This window comes from Ruegeria sp. BJ6, from assembly GCF_056537885.1.
This window is the reverse complement of the sequence record NZ_JBQFSG010000002.1, coordinates 332379-348928: the sequence shown is the minus strand read 5'-3', so window position 1 is coordinate 348928 and position 16550 is coordinate 332379. Positions and strand designations below refer to the sequence as shown.

19 protein-coding genes are annotated in these 16550 nt (G+C 59.0%); 12 read left to right on the top strand and 7 right to left on the bottom strand.

Annotated features, from left to right (window positions below; all coding sequences use genetic code 11):
• The first annotated feature begins 3 nt into the window (after nucleotides 1-3).
• The 4 genes from ACR0D6_RS07035 (at nucleotide 4) to aqpZ (ending at nucleotide 3696) form a co-directional block, all read left to right on the top strand.
• Nucleotides 4-822, top strand: a complete 819-nt coding sequence (locus ACR0D6_RS07035) for a ferritin-like domain-containing protein (protein WP_480765245.1) — start codon at nucleotides 4-6, stop codon at nucleotides 820-822.
• Nucleotides 823-1008: 186 nt separating this feature from the next.
• Nucleotides 1009-2337, top strand: a complete 1329-nt coding sequence (locus ACR0D6_RS07030; protein ID WP_480764974.1) for a DUF5930 domain-containing protein — start codon at nucleotides 1009-1011, stop codon at nucleotides 2335-2337.
• Nucleotides 2327-2836 (top strand): polymer-forming cytoskeletal protein, encoded by a 510-nt coding sequence (locus ACR0D6_RS07025; RefSeq protein ID WP_170651974.1) that lies wholly within the window; start codon nucleotides 2327-2329, stop codon nucleotides 2834-2836. The genes ACR0D6_RS07030 and ACR0D6_RS07025 overlap by 11 nt, the downstream gene beginning before the upstream one ends.
• 170 nt (nucleotides 2837-3006) lie before the next feature.
• The gene (aqpZ, locus tag ACR0D6_RS07020) at nucleotides 3007-3696 is read left to right on the top strand and encodes an aquaporin Z (protein ID WP_480449872.1); all 690 of its coding nucleotides are present in this window, start codon (nucleotides 3007-3009) and stop codon (nucleotides 3694-3696) included.
• Between the two features lie 81 nt (nucleotides 3697-3777).
• Here the strand turns inward: aqpZ and ACR0D6_RS07015 are convergent, their stop codons facing one another.
• From ACR0D6_RS07015 to ACR0D6_RS07005, 3 genes are all read right to left on the bottom strand, one after another.
• Nucleotides 3778-5007 (bottom strand): HlyD family secretion protein, encoded by a 1230-nt coding sequence (locus tag ACR0D6_RS07015; RefSeq protein WP_480764973.1) that lies wholly within the window; start codon nucleotides 5005-5007, stop codon nucleotides 3778-3780.
• Complete coding sequence (locus ACR0D6_RS07010; RefSeq protein WP_480764972.1) at nucleotides 5000-5341, bottom strand: hypothetical protein; 342 nt, start codon at nucleotides 5339-5341, stop codon at nucleotides 5000-5002. The genes ACR0D6_RS07015 and ACR0D6_RS07010 overlap by 8 nt, the downstream gene beginning before the upstream one ends.
• A 79-nt stretch (nucleotides 5342-5420) precedes the next feature.
• Nucleotides 5421-6383 carry a DUF3179 domain-containing protein gene (locus ACR0D6_RS07005; RefSeq protein WP_480764971.1) on the bottom strand — a complete coding sequence of 321 codons (963 nt, stop codon included), beginning with the start codon at nucleotides 6381-6383 and terminating at the stop codon, nucleotides 5421-5423.
• Between the two features lie 295 nt (nucleotides 6384-6678).
• On the opposite strand from ACR0D6_RS07005, the gene ACR0D6_RS07000 reads away from it, so the two are divergent.
• Complete coding sequence (locus tag ACR0D6_RS07000) at nucleotides 6679-7266, top strand: VPLPA-CTERM sorting domain-containing protein (protein ID WP_480764970.1); 588 nt, start codon at nucleotides 6679-6681, stop codon at nucleotides 7264-7266.
• Nucleotides 7267-7326: 60 nt separating this feature from the next.
• On the top strand, nucleotides 7327-8169 hold the full coding sequence (locus ACR0D6_RS06995; protein WP_480764969.1) for an alpha/beta fold hydrolase: 843 nt from the start codon (nucleotides 7327-7329) through the stop codon (nucleotides 8167-8169).
• A gap of 45 nt (nucleotides 8170-8214) precedes the next feature.
• Here the strand turns inward: ACR0D6_RS06995 and ACR0D6_RS06990 are convergent, their stop codons facing one another.
• Nucleotides 8215-8760 carry a peptidylprolyl isomerase gene (locus tag ACR0D6_RS06990; protein ID WP_480725536.1) on the bottom strand — a complete coding sequence of 182 codons (546 nt, stop codon included), beginning with the start codon at nucleotides 8758-8760 and terminating at the stop codon, nucleotides 8215-8217.
• A complete protein-coding gene (locus ACR0D6_RS06985) occupies nucleotides 8753-9259 on the bottom strand; it encodes a peptidylprolyl isomerase (protein WP_480725538.1) in 507 nt (168 codons plus the stop codon). Before ACR0D6_RS06985 ends, ACR0D6_RS06990 begins: the two co-directional genes overlap by 8 nt.
• A 134-nt stretch (nucleotides 9260-9393) precedes the next feature.
• Here ACR0D6_RS06985 and ACR0D6_RS06980 point away from each other — a divergent pair, with 134 nt between their 5' ends.
• The 5 genes from ACR0D6_RS06980 (at nucleotide 9394) to ACR0D6_RS06960 (ending at nucleotide 14972) form a co-directional block, all read left to right on the top strand.
• Complete coding sequence (locus ACR0D6_RS06980; protein WP_480725541.1) at nucleotides 9394-10584, top strand: phosphoglycerate kinase; 1191 nt, start codon at nucleotides 9394-9396, stop codon at nucleotides 10582-10584.
• Between the two features lie 170 nt (nucleotides 10585-10754).
• Complete coding sequence (locus ACR0D6_RS06975; protein ID WP_170651955.1) at nucleotides 10755-11054, top strand: septum formation initiator family protein; 300 nt, start codon at nucleotides 10755-10757, stop codon at nucleotides 11052-11054.
• A gap of 217 nt (nucleotides 11055-11271) precedes the next feature.
• Nucleotides 11272-12261 carry a pyruvate dehydrogenase (acetyl-transferring) E1 component subunit alpha gene (gene pdhA / locus ACR0D6_RS06970; RefSeq protein WP_480449879.1) on the top strand — a complete coding sequence of 330 codons (990 nt, stop codon included), beginning with the start codon at nucleotides 11272-11274 and terminating at the stop codon, nucleotides 12259-12261.
• A gap of 15 nt (nucleotides 12262-12276) precedes the next feature.
• Complete coding sequence (locus ACR0D6_RS06965; RefSeq protein WP_480764968.1) at nucleotides 12277-13650, top strand: pyruvate dehydrogenase complex E1 component subunit beta; 1374 nt, start codon at nucleotides 12277-12279, stop codon at nucleotides 13648-13650.
• Between the two features lie 14 nt (nucleotides 13651-13664).
• The gene (locus ACR0D6_RS06960; protein WP_480764967.1) at nucleotides 13665-14972 is read left to right on the top strand and encodes a pyruvate dehydrogenase complex dihydrolipoamide acetyltransferase; all 1308 of its coding nucleotides are present in this window, start codon (nucleotides 13665-13667) and stop codon (nucleotides 14970-14972) included.
• A gap of 65 nt (nucleotides 14973-15037) precedes the next feature.
• Here the strand turns inward: ACR0D6_RS06960 and cysE are convergent, their stop codons facing one another.
• Entirely contained in the window at nucleotides 15038-15847 is an 810-nt protein-coding gene (gene cysE, locus ACR0D6_RS06955; protein ID WP_170651947.1) for a serine O-acetyltransferase, read from the bottom strand.
• An 85-nt stretch (nucleotides 15848-15932) separates the two neighbouring features.
• Here cysE and ACR0D6_RS06950 point away from each other — a divergent pair, with 85 nt between their 5' ends.
• A complete protein-coding gene (locus tag ACR0D6_RS06950; protein ID WP_480764966.1) occupies nucleotides 15933-16271 on the top strand; it encodes a TraR/DksA family transcriptional regulator in 339 nt (112 codons plus the stop codon).
• Here ACR0D6_RS06950 and ACR0D6_RS06945 read toward each other — a convergent pair.
• Nucleotides 16252-16548, bottom strand: a complete 297-nt coding sequence (locus ACR0D6_RS06945) for a DUF7742 family protein (RefSeq protein WP_480764965.1) — start codon at nucleotides 16546-16548, stop codon at nucleotides 16252-16254. The two genes, ACR0D6_RS06950 and ACR0D6_RS06945, sit on opposite strands and share 20 nt — an antisense overlap.
• Between the last annotated feature and the right edge of the window lie 2 nt (nucleotides 16549-16550).

The window sequence follows — 16550 nt, the reverse complement described above, 5'->3', positions numbered from 1 at the left end:
GAAATGGCGACCGAAGTTCTGAACACCGGGGATGGGCGTGCGAAAACAGCCCTGTCCCGGCAGCACGCGGCCGACTGGTTTGCATCCCGCAATGGGGACAGACCACCTGTTGAGATCGGTACAGGGAACCCACCGCTTTACCCGGCCCGCCCTGAGCGCCCCGAGCTGTTGTCGCCCCGCGACGTACCAAGGCGCCGCCCGGGGTCCGAGGCCGGGCGCATCGCCCTGTTGCACGCGGTCGCACATATCGAATTGAATGCGGTGGACCTACATTGGGACATCATTGCCCGGTTCGGGCACATCCCCATGCCCATCGGCTTCTACGACGACTGGGTCAAATGCGCCGAAGAGGAATCCCGGCATTTTGAAATGGTCTGCGATTGTCTGGAGGCGATGGGCAGCCACTATGGCGCCCTGCCCGCACATGCGGGCATGTGGCGCGCAGCCGAAGACACGTCAGAGGACCTGATGGGCCGTCTGGCAGTAGTGCCAATGGTGCTGGAAGCACGCGGCCTGGACGTCACCCCCGGCATGATCGACATCTTCCGAAAAGCCAAAGCACAACAGGCTGTCGATGCGCTGGAAGTGATCTATGCCGAAGAGGTCGGGCATGTCGCCTATGGCTCAAAATGGTTCCATTTTCTGTGCGGTCGCGAGAATACGGACCCCAAGGACGCCTTTCATCAATTGGTGCGGCGTTACTTTCACGGCGCGCTCAAGCCCCCCTTCAACGAAGAGAAGCGGGCCGAGGCGGGATTGCCACCCGATTTCTACTGGCCTCTGGCCGACGAGATGCCCCCGCCCGGTTCTGTTGCGGATTGACCGTTTATCAGCCGCACACCCGGGAAATCGGCAAGTTCCCGCTCATCTGGCGCATGAAATTTCCCGATGTGCGCGCGTTTCGGTCAACAAACTTGCCCCGAATCCGCACCGTCGTTATGCAAACGCCCCAAGAGCCGACGCACCACTCTCGTACGGTTCGGATCAGGGGATATAGAGGAAGGGCGCGTGCGAACACGTCTGGCAATAAAACTACACTCACTGCTCGAGCGGCACTTTCCGGAACGTAGGGTTTTCCTGAAATCTGATACCGACACCCGGTTTATCCGGCTACGGTCGGAAACGCAGGTTGTTGCGGTCGCAGGCGTCGCGCTGACGGTTGTCTGGACCATTGTCGCAACCGCCATCATTCTGATGGACAGCATCGGATCAGGAAACTTCCGGGAACAGGCCAAACGCGATCAGGCCACCTATCAGGAACGCCTGAACGTGCTGTCTGCCGAGCGGGACGCTCGTGCAGAAGAAGCTCTGGCTGCGCATGATCGTTTCAACGCCGCTTTGGAGCAAATCTCGGCGATGCAGTCCGAATTGCTGAAATCGGAAAACCGCCGTCGCGAGCTTGAGACCGGGATTGAAGTCATCCAGACCACGCTGCGCGCTACGATGAAACAGCGTGAAGAATCGCGTGACGCACTGGCCCAACTGCAGCAGGAAACCGGGGAAGACGCATCCGTTCAGGTTGCCGCAGCAACCGCTCCGGTCCAGATGGCCTTTATGACCGACGCCTTGGCGCGAACCGCAAAAGAGCGGGACCAGATCGAATCCGACGCTCAGGACGCTCTGGACCAGCGCGCCGAGCTTGAACTGGAAATCCAGTTGATGCGCGAGCGCAGCGACCAGATTTTCCGCCAGTTGGAAGAAGCCATGGCAATTTCGGTTGAGCCGCTGGACAAGATGTTCCGTCAGGCTGGCATGCCGACGGATCGCATCATCGAAGAGGTTCGGCGCGGATATAGCGGTATGGGCGGTCCGCTGACCCCTTTATCCTTCAGCACACGCGGTGATGAGCCCACACCGGATGAAATTCGCGCAAACAACCTGCTGCATCAGATGGATCAACTGAACCTTTACCGCATTGCGGCGGAAAAGGCCCCGTTTGCCAGCCCGGTTCATTCCGCCGTTCGCTATACCAGCGGATACGGCTATCGGCGCGACCCGAAAACAGGCGGTCGGCGCATGCACAATGGCTCGGATTTCGCAGGCGCACACGGAACGGATATCTTCGCCACGGCCGATGGGGTTGTCTCTCATGCGGGCTGGCAATCGGGTTTCGGCAGGCTGGTCAAGATCCAGCACGCCTTCGGGATTGAGACACTTTACGCTCATAACACCAAGATCCGGGTCAAGGTCGGCCAAAGGGTCTCGCGCGGCGACCATATAGCTGATATGGGTAGCACCGGACGGTCGACCGGCACGCACCTGCACTACGAAGTACGCGTGAACGGAAAACCAGTGAATCCAATGACATACATTAAGGCTGCGAGAAATGTTTTCTAAGAGCAAAATCAACGAGCCCGCGTCCAAGACACCCGAAGCGGCCAAACCCGCCGCACCGGCAACACCTGCGGCACCTGCACCCACCGAAACCAAGGCCAGCACACCGCCAAAGCCCAAGCCTCCGGCGTCGGTTCTGTCGTCTGATCTGCACATCACCGGCAACATCAAGACCACCGGCGATATTCAGGTTGAAGGCACGGTCGAAGGCGATATTCGCGCACATCTGCTGACAATCGGTGAAACCGCGACCATCAAAGGCGAAGTCACTGCCGATGACGTGGTTGTAAATGGCCGTGTCGTTGGCCGTGTCCGTGGTCTCAAGGTACGCCTGACCTCGACCGCACGTGTCGAAGGCGACATCATCCACAAGACCATCGCAATTGAAAGCGGTGCGCATTTCGAGGGGTCGGTTCAACGTCAGGACGACCCGCTGAACCCCGGGCGCAGCGGTAAATCGGGGGCCAACCCGGCCGCTCAGACCGCCGAGGTCAGCCAGTAAGACAGGTACCACTCAGGCAGATAGGGCGCCGCAGGATGATCCTGCGGCGCTTTTTTCGTGTGCGGCGCGGCGTTGAATTTGCAACGCCTCCATACCTTCCGCCTTAACGATACTTTCAAAAAACATGTTTTGTGATTTACACTTAAGCCACATTTAAGGGAGGACTATTCATGCCATCACGACTAATGGCCGAGTTTCTTGGCACCTTTTGGCTGGTTTTGGGCGGTTGCGGCAGCGCCGTTTTGGCGGCGGGCGTCGCGGATGTCGGCATTGGCTGGCTGGGTGTGGCGTTTGCCTTTGGCCTGACCGTTCTGACAATGGCTTATGCCGTTGGCCACATCTCGGGCGGGCATTTCAACCCTGCGGTAAGTCTGGGCCTGATGATAGGCGGTCGTTTCGATGCCAAGGACCTGCTACCCTACTGGGTTGCTCAGGTCATCGGGGCGATTGCCGCAGCGGCTGTACTCTACCTGATCGTGTCAGGCGCACCGAGTTTTGAAAGCGTGGGCAGCTTTGCAACCAACGGATATGGCGAGGCCTCACCCGAAGGGTATTCGCTGACGTCGGCCTTGGTGATTGAAATAGTTCTGACCGCCTTTTTCATCCTGATCATTCTGGGCGCAACGTCTGACAGCGCTCCGGCTGGCTTTGCCCCGATCGCCATTGGTCTGGGACTGACACTGATCCACCTGATTTCCATTCCGGTGACAAACACGTCGGTCAATCCCGCCCGCTCGACCGGAGTGGCCTTGTTCGCCGAAGGCCCTGCCCTTGCGCAACTCTGGCTATTCTGGGTGGCTCCGTTGATCGGGGGCGCCATAGGCGGCGTGATCTGGAAAATGCTGTCACCTGACGACTAGAGCATCCCGGACAAACGTCCATGAAAACCGTCACCGCCTGACTCTGGCGGTGACACCTGATCAGGTGAAACACACAAGTGTTCAACCTGAAAAAACCAGAACTTTCACCGGCAATAGAATCGCCTGACCACGAATGACGATGGCATTGGCGATCCCCATTCCGTCAACGATTTGCGTGACGAACGCCCGGAAGCCCGAGATTTCACCGCTTTCCCGCTGCGCGGCCCGATTGCTGTAGGCCACACCGACGCAAGCACTGCCTAAAGGTATATCCGCCACCTGCTCGGGATAGATTGGGGCCAGAAACGCGGTGACGGTTCCCGGACGCACCCTGTCCTGCAGATCCAGCAATGCGTCACCCGGACGAAACTGTCCGGCAGCTATCGCGCCCTGCAACTCGTCCACAACCATCGGGATCACGGACAGGGGTTTGGATGCACAGGTAATCTCTACCAACATGCCCGGCTGCAATATGTTTGCCGAGATCTGACCAAACGCCGCTACAAAACGTCCCTCGCCCGTGGTCTCGGGCACAAGAACACCGGCGGGCCGTAGAATGGGATTGACGATATCCCCCGGTTTCAGAAGGAACTGTTTGACCGTGCCATCAACGCTGGCGAACACGGTGGATTTCGCGATCTCGTTTTCAGCCTCGGACAGCAACGCCATTGCCGTACTCCGCTGCGCAGGCAACACCCGCGAAAGCCGCGCTTTGACCGTCTCCAGCCCGGCAAGCGCCGCCTCACGCTGCGCCTCGGCCCGGGCGACGGCCGTGCGCAATCTCTCAAGCTCCTGCTCGCTGACGACTGCGGAATTACGTTCAGCTATCTCCTGCCGCCGCTCCAGATCATCAACCGCCTGAGACAGCTCGGCGTCGATTGCAGCCAGTTGCGCCTCTGCCCCCGCGATCTCGGCGTCGCCCAGCTCAATTGCCGCATCTATTTCCGAGATGCGGCGGCGTGCGGTTTCGGCGGCCCCCTCCTGCCGCGAGGTATCCAGCCGGAAAATCGCGTCACCTGCCCGGACTGCATCATTGTTGCCGACATAAACCTCGGCCACGCGCCCGGCCCTGTCGGACAGAACCGTTACCGTGCGAAACGCAGCCGAGACATTCTTGGTTGTCGGGTGGAACAGAAAGATCACCGTGATCAGCGCAATGGCCAGAATGGCGCACCCGGTCAAACCCCAGCGCAATTCATACCAGACATTGAACAAGGTGATTTCGTGCCCGATCCGTTTTCCCTGTTTGTAGCGCCGGTACAGATAGTCAGGCAGAATGGTTATCAGGGCCGAGAAGATTAGCTCAATCATCCCCGGTATCCCCAGCATCCATCTTAGGTTTCAGCCCGGGAAACACCTCATGCAGGGGAACGGCGGCGATCAGGATTGCGGCGACCCAGAAGGCGTTGTTCAGCGAAAACAATGAAATCAGCCCCAATATGCCGACAACCTGCATCTGGATCTTATGCGCCCCTGCGGCCATCCGGTCCGGTATCGCCTGAACCGTGAAATATAGCGCGCCAAAGCCCAGCAGGATAAGCGCCAGCACCAGTCCAATAACCAGCATAAACCCGTCCGTTTCACCCGGTGCGGTGACCCAGAACGGTAATCTTTCCATGGCTTCCGGCGAGAGTTGGCCCGACATGGCTTCCTCGGCTCCATATGCGCAATTTTGAATTAGAGCCGGTTTTCTCTGAAAAATCAATAAAGTCGGTCTGACAGGGTCAGTTGCCCATCATCCACTGCCCGTCCGGCCAGAACGCATGAAAGGCAAATGCGAACATCACGTCGTGGGTGACGTTCTGGCCCTTGGCATTGCGCACCCGGATGGAACCTACATCGCGCCCTTTGCCAACGCGCCCTGCATCAAGCGCCGATGCCTGCCCCGGCAACCAGCTGATCGTCACACCGGCCTCGGTCACGACACCCGCGTCGCTGAGCCGGGACATGGGCCACGCTCTCTCCCCCACCCGAACGACACGCTCCAGGGGATGAACGCCGTGTGGGGGCATCTCTCCCGAATACAGGAAAGGACGGCGTGAGGTATCGTAGCCACGATACGGGTTGCGGCCATAGTCGCGGTTGTGCGCCGGTTCGGCCATTACCAGACCATTGGGGTTGCGGCCACGAAACTCGGCCCAGCTTTCCATCCAGACCGGCAATGCCTTTAACTGCGTACCCGTCAGACGACCCACAATCGCCTCACCCGTTGCCTGCTGCCACCAGCTTTGGGTTTCCCGGTCATACATCACCATGTCCGAGTTGCGCAGCTTGCCGGAAACGCCAAAGGTCAGAACGCCGCGCGGCGTGCGGCGGTCAAATACAATGGCCGAGTTGCAAAGCGGGCAATAGGTCACGGCAACCAGCTTGTTGCCGATCCGGTCGTTCACGATCTCGTGCCACATGAGGTAGCGGATCGGATAAGCGCGGGGCGTCTGACCGCTCAGCTCCACCGTTATGACCGCTTCTGCTTTTGCAAGGCCGGATTTACCGGAAGCACGAACGAACTTGGGATCGCTTAGTGCAGGAATGCCATCTTTTGGCGGGCCGCCTGATTGGATCTCTGCCCAGCTTTGAATGGTGGTCTTTCCAAAGTCCGTATCCGGCCACTCACCCCGCCAGGCCCCGGGATTGGCCTGCGCGGACACGGCCAACAGGATCAGCGCGACTGCAACGATGATGCGCATGGTGTGCTCCGAATTCGCGAACTATCGTGAACCTCCAAGCCACATTCGGCCAGTCCCGCACACGTGGTCGTGAAAAGATTTGCAGCGAACACCGGATAGAAACCTGCCTCACAACCACCCGCTTATCGCCGTGCGTCTTGCGAGAAATTAAAGGCGTGTTCAATCGAACTTTTCCTTGGCCGGCGGGCGCTTCTGCTTCCGCAAATCGCACAAACAAAGGTGAAAGTTGGAAATTTTCCCAATTTGATATATTGTCGTCAGAGTTTTGGTTGCGATTATTTGGGGGGCAAGTACGTTGAAACTCTGGAAACTCTTGTGCGCGGCGATGGCCACTGCCTGTATTGCAGAACAATCAGAAGCCATCGTTGTTACGTCGTTTTATGAAAGCGGTGGAGATGTGGTGGGTACCTATTCCGGGTCTCTTGATCTTACCGGGTTAACTTTCGCGAATACAGCCTCCCACCTGAGATCGAGCATCTACAACTATGCCTTTGGCGCCCCGCAGGCGGATATACTCAATCTCACTTCCACATGGGACAGGTATCTTGCGCCTTCGCCATTTTTCGTTGGTTTTGGATCACCTGGATATTACACGGCTACGTCGTCATCAGGCGATCCATTTGGTTTTGTTTCCGTGTTCGGTGAACTGTACGTACCTACCGGTTACAGCGGCGGTTTGCTGTCCGGAAGCCTTGTATTCGGATCTACCACTTTGGCGGCAATGGGTCTGACATCAGGAAGCTACACGTTTGGATTGCCCAATGATCAGATCACGATAAATGTTGGCTCACCAGCGCCGGTGCCGTTACCAGCTTCTCTTCCATTGCTGATTGGCGGATTGGGAACATTGGCCTTTGTTCGCAGTCGTCGGCGGAGACAATAATCAGCGACTCTGATCCAAAATCAGACGTTGATTTGGGCCAGCTAAAACAAGGAGATGACGATGTTGAAGCTGATCGCGGCAATAGCAGCCGGATTCACGGCTACTGCAGCATTTGCCGAGGACCAATGGCTTTCAATCCCGGAGCCACCCGCCATGCCCGAAGCAGTTGAAAGCGGCACCGCCGAGGTCAACGGTATTAACATGTACTATGCCACCTATGGAGAGGGCGATGGAGACCCCGTTCTGCTGATCCATGGCGGACTTGCCCATGGCGATATCTGGGCTGCACAGGTCGCGGACCTGTCGCAGGACCACCGGGTCATCGTGGCGGATACACGTGGTCACGGGCGTTCGACCAATGACGGCAGCGCCTATACCTACGACCTTCTGGCGCAGGATTATCTAGCGCTTCTGGATCACCTGAGTGTGGACAAGGTGCATCTGGTTGGATGGTCTGACGGGGCAAATATCGGCTACGTGATCTCGACCACCTCTCCTGATCGACTGGCAAGCCATTTTGCACATGCCGGGAATGTCAGTCTGGACGGCATCGACCCGTCGGTCGAGACCAACGAAGTCTTTGGGGCTTATGTCGGCATGATGGCGCAGGATTACGCAGAGATGTCCCCTACCCCTGATGGCTTCGAAGGATTTATGGGCGGTGTCGCAACCATGTGGGGTACCGAGAAACCCGGTGGGGTGGACTCACTTCAATCCGTAACCGTCCCCACACTTGTTGTGCAAAGCGAACATGACGAGGCCATTCTGGAAGCACACTCGAAGGCGATTGCCGAGGCGATACCAGAAGCAAATCTGCTGATTTTAAAGGACGTCAGTCACTTTGCCTCGTTTCAGGCGCCCGAAGCTTACAATCAGGCGATCCGCGGCTTCATCGACCAATAACGCCGCGATATGACCCGGCGCCTCTGCAAGCGCCGGGATCAGGATTCATTCGGTCACAGTGACCTTTTTCATCACGTCAGGCTGGCCGACCACGGCCCCGTTCTGACCAGTGCCGCGCTTGATTGCGTCAACCACGTCCATGCCGTCCGTAACCTTGCCAACAACCGTATATTGGCCATCAAGGAACGGGCCAGGAGCGAACATGATAAAGAACTGCGAATTGGCGCTGTTGGGGTTCTGCGAACGCGCCATGCCGACGACACCACGATCATAGGTGATATCCGAGAACTCGGCAGGCAGGTCCGGGCGGTCCGAACCACCGGTTCCCGCGCGGCCCATGTCACTGCCCAGCTTGCCATGTTCCACGTCGCCGGTCTGGGCCATGAACCCGTCGATCACGCGATGAAACACGACACCGTCATACAGGCCTTCGCTGGCCAGTGCAGTGATCTGCTCCACGTGCTTGGGCGCTACATCGTCGAACAGGTCGATGGTGATTGTGCCATTCGCCTCACCCTCAACCTCGATCTGCAAACCTGTCGCCAGCGCAGGGCTGGCCATCAGGGCAAATACGGCGGCCAGCTTATGCATCTGCGGCCACCTTGACGCTGATCATACGGTCGGGGCTTGCAGGCGGCTCACCACGTACGATGGCATCCACGTGCTCCATGCCGTCAATCACACGGCCGTAAACGGTGTATTGCCCATTCAGGAAGTGGTTGTCCTTGAAATTGATGAAGAACTGCGAATTGGCCGAGTTCGGGTTCTGCGAACGCGCAGCGCCCAGCGTGCCCCGGTCATGCGGCAGTTTCGAGAATTCGGCCGGAACGTTCGGCAGCGACGACCCGCCGGTTCCCGCCATGCGCAGGTTGAACCCGTCTTCCATATCACCGTGCTGCACATCGCCGGTCTGGGCCATAAAGCCGTCGATCACCCGGTGAAAGGCCACGTTGTCATATTCACCCGCGCGCGCCAGTTCCTTCATGCGCTCGCTGTGCTGAGGGGCAACATCTGGCAGCAATTCGATGACGACATTACCGTCCTTCAGTTCGATGATGATTGTGTTTTCGGGATCCTTGATCTCGGCCATCTGGCCCTCCTGTCGTTTGGTATTGCGCAAATACCTATGCGCCGGGCGCGCGAATGCCAAGTGACGCATTGACCTGAGGGCAAAATGCAGGAAAAGAACCGCCCAAATCTGATGCAAGCGGCGGAGTGAACGCGATGGGCTGGAAAACACTGGACGACATGGACCTGAACGGCAAGCGCGTGCTTGTACGCGTGGATATCAACGTGCCGATCGTGGACGGCGTGGTGACCGACTCGACCCGTATCCGCCGCATCATCCCCACCGTGCGCGACATCATCGCGGCGGGTGGTAAGCCGATCCTGCTGGCGCATTTCGGTCGTCCCGGTGGTGAGCGCCGCGAAAACCTGTCGCTGAACCAGCTGATCCCGACGCTGGAACGCGCATTCGAAACCAAGGTTCTGTTTGCCGCCGATTGCGTCGGTACGGCAGCGGAACTGGCTGCCGGAGAATTGCAGCCGGGCGAGGTATTGCTGCTGGAAAACACCCGCTTCCACGCTGCCGAAACCAAAAACGATCCCGACCTGGCCGCTGGTATGGCCCGGCTTGGCGATGTTTACTGCAACGACGCCTTTTCCGCCGCGCACCGGGCCCACAGCTCGACCGAGGCCATCGCCCGGCTTCTGCCCGCCTGCGCAGGCCGCTTGATGCAGGCCGAACTGGAAGCGTTGGAAAGCGCGCTTGGTGCTCCCAATCGCCCCGTCACAGCGGTTGTTGGCGGCGCCAAAGTTTCCACCAAGCTGGAATTGCTGGGCAACCTGATCGAAAAGGTGGATTACCTTGTGATCGGTGGCGGCATGGCCAACACCTTCCTCGTTGCCAAGGGGCTGAACGTGGGCAAGTCTCTGGCCGAACGCATCATGAAAGACACCGCCGCCGAAATTCTGGCCAAGGCCGAGGCATCGGGATGCAAGATCATCCTGCCCAGCGACATCGTGGTTGCCGAAAAGTTCGAGTCCCACGCGCCGCATCAGGTTTTGCCCGCTGATCAGTGCCCCGAAGAAGGTCTGATCCTGGATGCAGGCCCTGACAGCATCGACGCAATCGTCGAGATTTTTGAACAAAGCCAGACCCTGATCTGGAATGGTCCGCTGGGCGCGTTCGAGCTTGAGCCGTTCGACGCAGCAACAAACGCCGCGGCACTCAAGGCTGCGGCGCTGACCCGTGCGGGCAAGCTGATATCGGTTGCCGGTGGTGGAGATACAGTTGCGGCCCTCAACGCATCGGGTGCGGCAGGCGATTTTTCCTACATCTCCACCGCTGGCGGTGCATTTCTGGAATGGATGGAAGGCAAGACATTGCCCGGTGTCGCCGCGCTGGAACAATAGCTCCGAACAAACAGGCGCCCTGCTCGGGGCGCCTGAATTATCTATTTCGAATCATTTGACATCTTTTTGCGATTTCGGGGATTCACAACCCGAATCACCTGTGACATAGTGCTGACAGATGCCCGAAAAGGGCACGTTATTGAGGCAGACTTCATACGGCGGTAAACAGAGTGTCCCGTTCCCATCGGCCCGGTTTGGGCGCAGCGTTGTTCTTTGCAGTGGCATTCATGCTGGGTGTTTATTTCACCTTCGCTGCCGTGCAGGGCGACTATGGCCTGTTCCGTCGGGTCGAGATCGCTGCGGAACGGGACGCCCTGTCACGCGACCTTGCGCGGCTGGATGCAGAAATCGCAAGGACAGAAAACCTCACCCGCCGCCTGTCAGACACCTACCTTGACCTCGACCTGCTGGACCAGCAGGCGCGCTCGGTTCTGGGCCTGATCCGTGCAGACGAAATCGTCATTCGCTAAAGCGTTTCACGAACTGGCTAACCCTCAACAGATCACCAATGTGTCTTAGGCGCTAAGTTCATCTGGGTGTCGTTTTTTTAGGTCTTTTATTAACCGCAGCAAGCGACCCGCCGCCCCGGACGACGCTGCGTCACATTTCCCCTCGCCAGACGCCGCGAAATGCTTTATGAGATAGTTTAACGCTAAACTATCTTGCCGTAAGGGGGAGATCGCCACGATGGCCGCGCGAAAAACCACAAAGAAACCAAACGTTTCGGCGGATGAGCTGAAACACTACTACCGCGAAATGCTGCTGATCCGCCGATTCGAGGAAAAGGCTGGCCAGCTGTATGGCATGGGCCTGATCGGCGGTTTCTGCCACCTCTATATCGGACAGGAGGCCGTTGTGGTCGGCCTCGAGGCTGCGGCCGAAGAAGGTGACAAGCGCATCACCTCGTACCGCGATCACGGCCATATGCTGGCCTGCGGTATGGACCCGGGCGGCGTGATGGCCGAACTGACCGGGCGCGAGGGCGGGCTGTCCAAAGGCAAAGGCGGCTCAATGCACATGTTCTCGAAAGAGAAACATTTCTACGGCGGCCACGGCATCGTCGGCGCACAGGTTCCTTTGGGCGCCGGTCTCGCCTTCGCGGACAAGTACAAAGGCAACGGTCGCGTGACGTTTACCTATTTCGGTGACGGCGCCGCAAACCAGGGTCAGGTCTATGAGACCTTCAACATGGCTGCCCTTTGGGACCTGCCGGTCATCTTCGTGATCGAGAACAACCAATACGCCATGGGCACCGCTCAGGCGCGCTCGACCTCGACCAAAGACATCTATCACCGCGGCGAGGCATTCGGCATCCCCGGTGAAATCGTCAACGGCATGGATGTTCTGGCCGTGAAAGAGGCCAGCGAAAAGGCCGTTGCCCACTGCCGCGCGGGCAAGGGGCCGTATATCCTTGAGGTCAAGACATACCGCTATCGCGGCCACTCGATGTCCGACCCGGCCAAGTACCGCACCCGCGAAGAGGTTCAGAAGGTGCGCGAACAAAGCGACCCGATCGAACATGTGCGCGAGTTGCTGCTGTCCGGCAAACACGCGACCGAGGATGATCTGAAGGCGATCGACAAGGAAATCAAAGAGATCGTTAATCAGGCCGCCGAATTCTCGAAAGAAAGCCCTGAGCCGTCGCTGGACGAGCTCTGGACCGATATCTACGCCTGAGAGGACGAATAAGACATGGCAACCGAAATTCTCATGCCCGCCCTTTCGCCCACGATGGAAGAAGGCACATTGGCCAAATGGCTGGTCAAGGAAGGCGACTCCGTGTCGTCCGGCGACATCATGGCCGAGATCGAAACCGACAAGGCCACGATGGAGTTCGAGGCCGTCGATGAAGGTATCGTCGGCAAGATCCTGATCGCTGAAGGCACCGAAGGGGTCAAAGTGAACACCCCCATCGCGATCCTCGTCGAAGAAGGCGAAGACGCATCCGCCCTGCCCTCGGCTGCGCCCGCAGCCGAAGCGGTGGCAGACGCGGCCCCTGCGGCGGCCCCGGCGCCCGCTCCTGCCGCTGCAGCACCCGCCGCACCGGTCGTTGACCTCTCGCCAGACTGGCCCGCAGACGCCGAGATGAAATCGCAAACGGTCCGTGAATCCCTGCGCGATGCCATGGCCGAGGAAATGCGCGGTGACGAAGACGTCTATCTGATGGGCGAGGAAGTCGCCGAATATCAGGGCGCCTACAAGATCTCGCAAGGTTTGCTGGACGAGTTCGGAAGCAAACGCGTGATCGACACCCCGATCACCGAACATGGCTTTGCCGGTATCGCGGTTGGGTCCGCCTTTGGCGGTCTGAAACCGATTGTCGAGTTCATGACCTTCAACTTCGCCATGCAGGCGATTGACCAGATCATCAACTCTGCCGCCAAGACGCTCTATATGTCCGGCGGCCAGATGGGCTGTCCCATCGTGTTCCGTGGCCCCAACGGTGCCGCCGCGCGCGTGGCTGCCCAGCATAGCCAGGACTACGCCGCGTGGTACATGCAGGTCCCCGGCCTCAAGGTTGTAATGCCCTATTCGGCGGCTGACGCCAAAGGTCTTCTGAAATCGGCTATCCGCGACCCCAACCCGGTGGTCTTTCTGGAAAACGAAATCCTCTACGGTCGTTCCTTTGACGTGCCGCAGGTGGACGACCTGACCGTCCCGCTGGGCAAGGCCCGCATCTGGCGCGAAGGCTCGGACGTGACCATCGTCAGCTTTGGCATCGGCATGCAGTTCGCATTGGAAGCCGCCGACAAACTGGCCGAGGAAGGCATCAGCGCCGAGGTGATCGACCTGCGCACCATCCGCCCGATGGACACCGGCGCGATCATCAACTCGGTGATGAAAACCAACCGCCTGGTGACCGTCGAAGAAGGCTGGCCGCAGGGTTCCGTCGGCAGCTACATCAGTTCCGTGGTCATGCAGGAAGCGTTCGACTATCTCGACGCGCCGGTCATCAACTGCACCGGCAAGGATGTTCCGATGCCCTACGCCGCGAACCTGGAAAAACTGGCGCTTGTGACCACCGATGAGGTAATCGCAGCCGTCAAACAAGTGACCTACCGGTAAGGAGCGACAGACAGATGCCTACCGAAATTCTGATGCCCGCCCTTTCCCCGACGATGGAGGAAGGCACCCTTGCCAAATGGCTGGTCAAAGAGGGCGACACCGTCTCTTCCGGTGACCTGCTGGCCGAGATCGAAACCGACAAGGCCACGATGGAGTTCGAGGCCGTCGACGAAGGTACAATCGGCAAAATCCTGATCCCCGAAGGCACCGAAGGGGTCAAGGTCAACACCGCCATCGCGGTTCTGCTGGAAGATGGCGAAAGCGCCGATGATATTGCGGCGGCACCGGCCAAAGCCCCTGAAGCGGCCCCAGCCGCCGCGAGCAACGAGGCCGCCGCGCCAGCGGCGTCCGAGGCGCCCGCCCCTGCCCCGGCAGCTCCGACCACTGCAGCCGGTGGCCGTGTCTTTGCCTCGCCGCTTGCCCGGCGCATCGCGGCCCAGAAAGGTCTCGATCTGGCGCAGATCAAAGGCTCCGGCCCGCATGGCCGCATCGTCAAGGCCGACGTCGAAGGTGCAACTGCCACTGCTCCGGCCCCGGCTGCTGCACCAGCAGCTGCTGCGGCAGTGCCCGCACCGGCAGCTGCTCCGGCCGGTCCTTCGGCAGACATGGTGGCCCGCATGTACGAAGGCCGCGAGTACGAAGAAATCAAGCTCGACGGTATGCGCAAAACCATTGCCGCACGTCTGAGCGAAGCCAAGCAGACAATCCCGCATTTCTATCTGCGCCGCGAGATCAAACTGGACGCCCTGCTGAAATTCCGTGGCCAGCTGAACAAACAGCTGGAAGGTCGCGGCGTAAAGCTCAGCGTAAACGACTTTATCATCAAGGCCGTCGCCAACGCGCTGCAACAGGTTCCTGAATGCAACGCCGTCTGGGCTGGCGACCGGGTACTGCAGCTGAAACCTTCGGACGTCGCTGTTGCGGTTGCCATCGAGGGTGGTCTGTTCACCCCGGTCCTGCAGGATGCTGACACCAAATCGCTGTCAGCCCTCTCGACCGAGATGAAGGACCTTGCCGCCCGCGCCCGCGAGCGCAAGCTTGCCCCGCATGAATATCAGGGTGGCACCTTTGCGGTTTCCAACCTCGGCATGTTCGGCATCGACAATTTCGATGCCATCGTGAACCCGCCTCATGCCGGAATTCTGGCCGTTGGTACGGGTGCGAAGAAACCGGTTGTCGGGGACGATGGTGAGCTGACCGTCGCAACCGTAATGTCAGTTACCATGTCGGTCGATCACCGGGTCATTGACGGGGCGCTTGGGGCTCAGCTGCTTCAGGCCATCGTGGATAATCTGGAAAACCCCATGGTCATGCTGGCCTGAGCCTGCACGTAAACAACAAAAAAGCCGCCTCTTTCACCGAGGCGGCTTTTTCTGTTTCAGGAGCGTTACTGATCCTTGCCCAGCATGTGATCCATTGAGATTGCGGGCTGATCGCATCCGGCCTCGCCCACGATCTTGGCCGGAATTCCGGCCACCGTCTTGCAGGGCGGAACTTCCTGCAGCACCACGGAACCGGCGGCGATCCGGCTGCAATTCCCGACCTGAATGTTACCCAGCACCTTGGCACCGGCGCCGATCAGAACACCGTCACCGATCTTGGGATGGCGGTCTTCCTCTTCCTTGCCGGTTCCGCCCAGCGTCACCGAATGCAGCATCGAGACATTGTTGCCCACAACTGCGGTCTCACCGATAACGATGGAATGGGCGTGATCGATCATGATCCCCTGGCCAATCCGTGCAGCCGGATGAATGTCGATGCCGAAAATCTCCGATGACCGCATCTGAAAGAAATAGGCCAGATCGTGCCGCCCTTTACGCCACAGCCAATTGGCAACGCGATAGGCCTGCATCGCCTGATATCCCTTGAAGTAGAGAATCGGTTGCAGCAACCGGTGGCAGGCCGGGTCGCGCTCGTACACCGCCATCAGATCGGCCCGCGCCGCATCAACGACGCGATGATCGTCCGCATAGGCTTCGTCCACGATTTCGCGCAGCACCATCATCGACATCTCGTTCGAACACAGCTTGGCCGCAATCCGATACGACAGCGCCCGCTCAAGGCTCTTGTGATGCAGGATACAGGCGTGAACCAGCCCGCCCATCAGCGGTTCCTGCTCAACAGCCGCATGTGCTTCTGTCGTGATGCGATCCCAAACCGGATCGACAGGTGTCAGATTTCTGCGCGTTTCAATCATGGCTTTTGGTCCTTTGCTGCGCCTAGAATAGCCATCTAGGGGCAAAAAGGCCAAACGCAAACCCTTGATGTGCGTTACAACAGAAATGAATGAGACAGATCTGAGAGAATTCGAAACCCTGATCCACAAACAGCTGGCTGAATTGGAACAAAATTCCAGCGCCGGAGTGGAAGCGCAGGCCGTCGTTCAGCTTGATCAGCAGGCCGTTGGCCGTCTCAGCCGGATGGACGCCCTGCAGAATCAGGCCATGGCCAAGGCACAACAGGCCCGTCGCGACGTTGAGGCCAGCCGCTTGCACGCCGCGCTTCAACGCATTGAAGAAGGCGAGTTCGGCTATTGTGAAGACTGCGGTGAAGAAATTCCGCATGGGCGCCTGAAGCTGGATCTTGCCGCCAGCAAATGCGTCAGCTGCGCCTCCGGCTGACGCTGTGCTGGATCAGACACCTCAGGACGGTTTCAAAGCACCTGCAGTATTGCAGATCGTCGAAATTCGGCTCGTCCGGCAGGTTCTGCAACCTCGCTACCGCCATCAGTGACCCGTTTCCGAACCTTGGATGCAGCTTGCCGTATCGCGCCACAAATCGGTCGGCGATCTCGGCCTGCCGCAACAAGCGGAAACACTGACCTTCGCGCTCGGCGGGCGGCACGGACAACAATGCCCGCGCCGCCGCGCTGATATCCCCATGAAGAACCGGTCGCATGG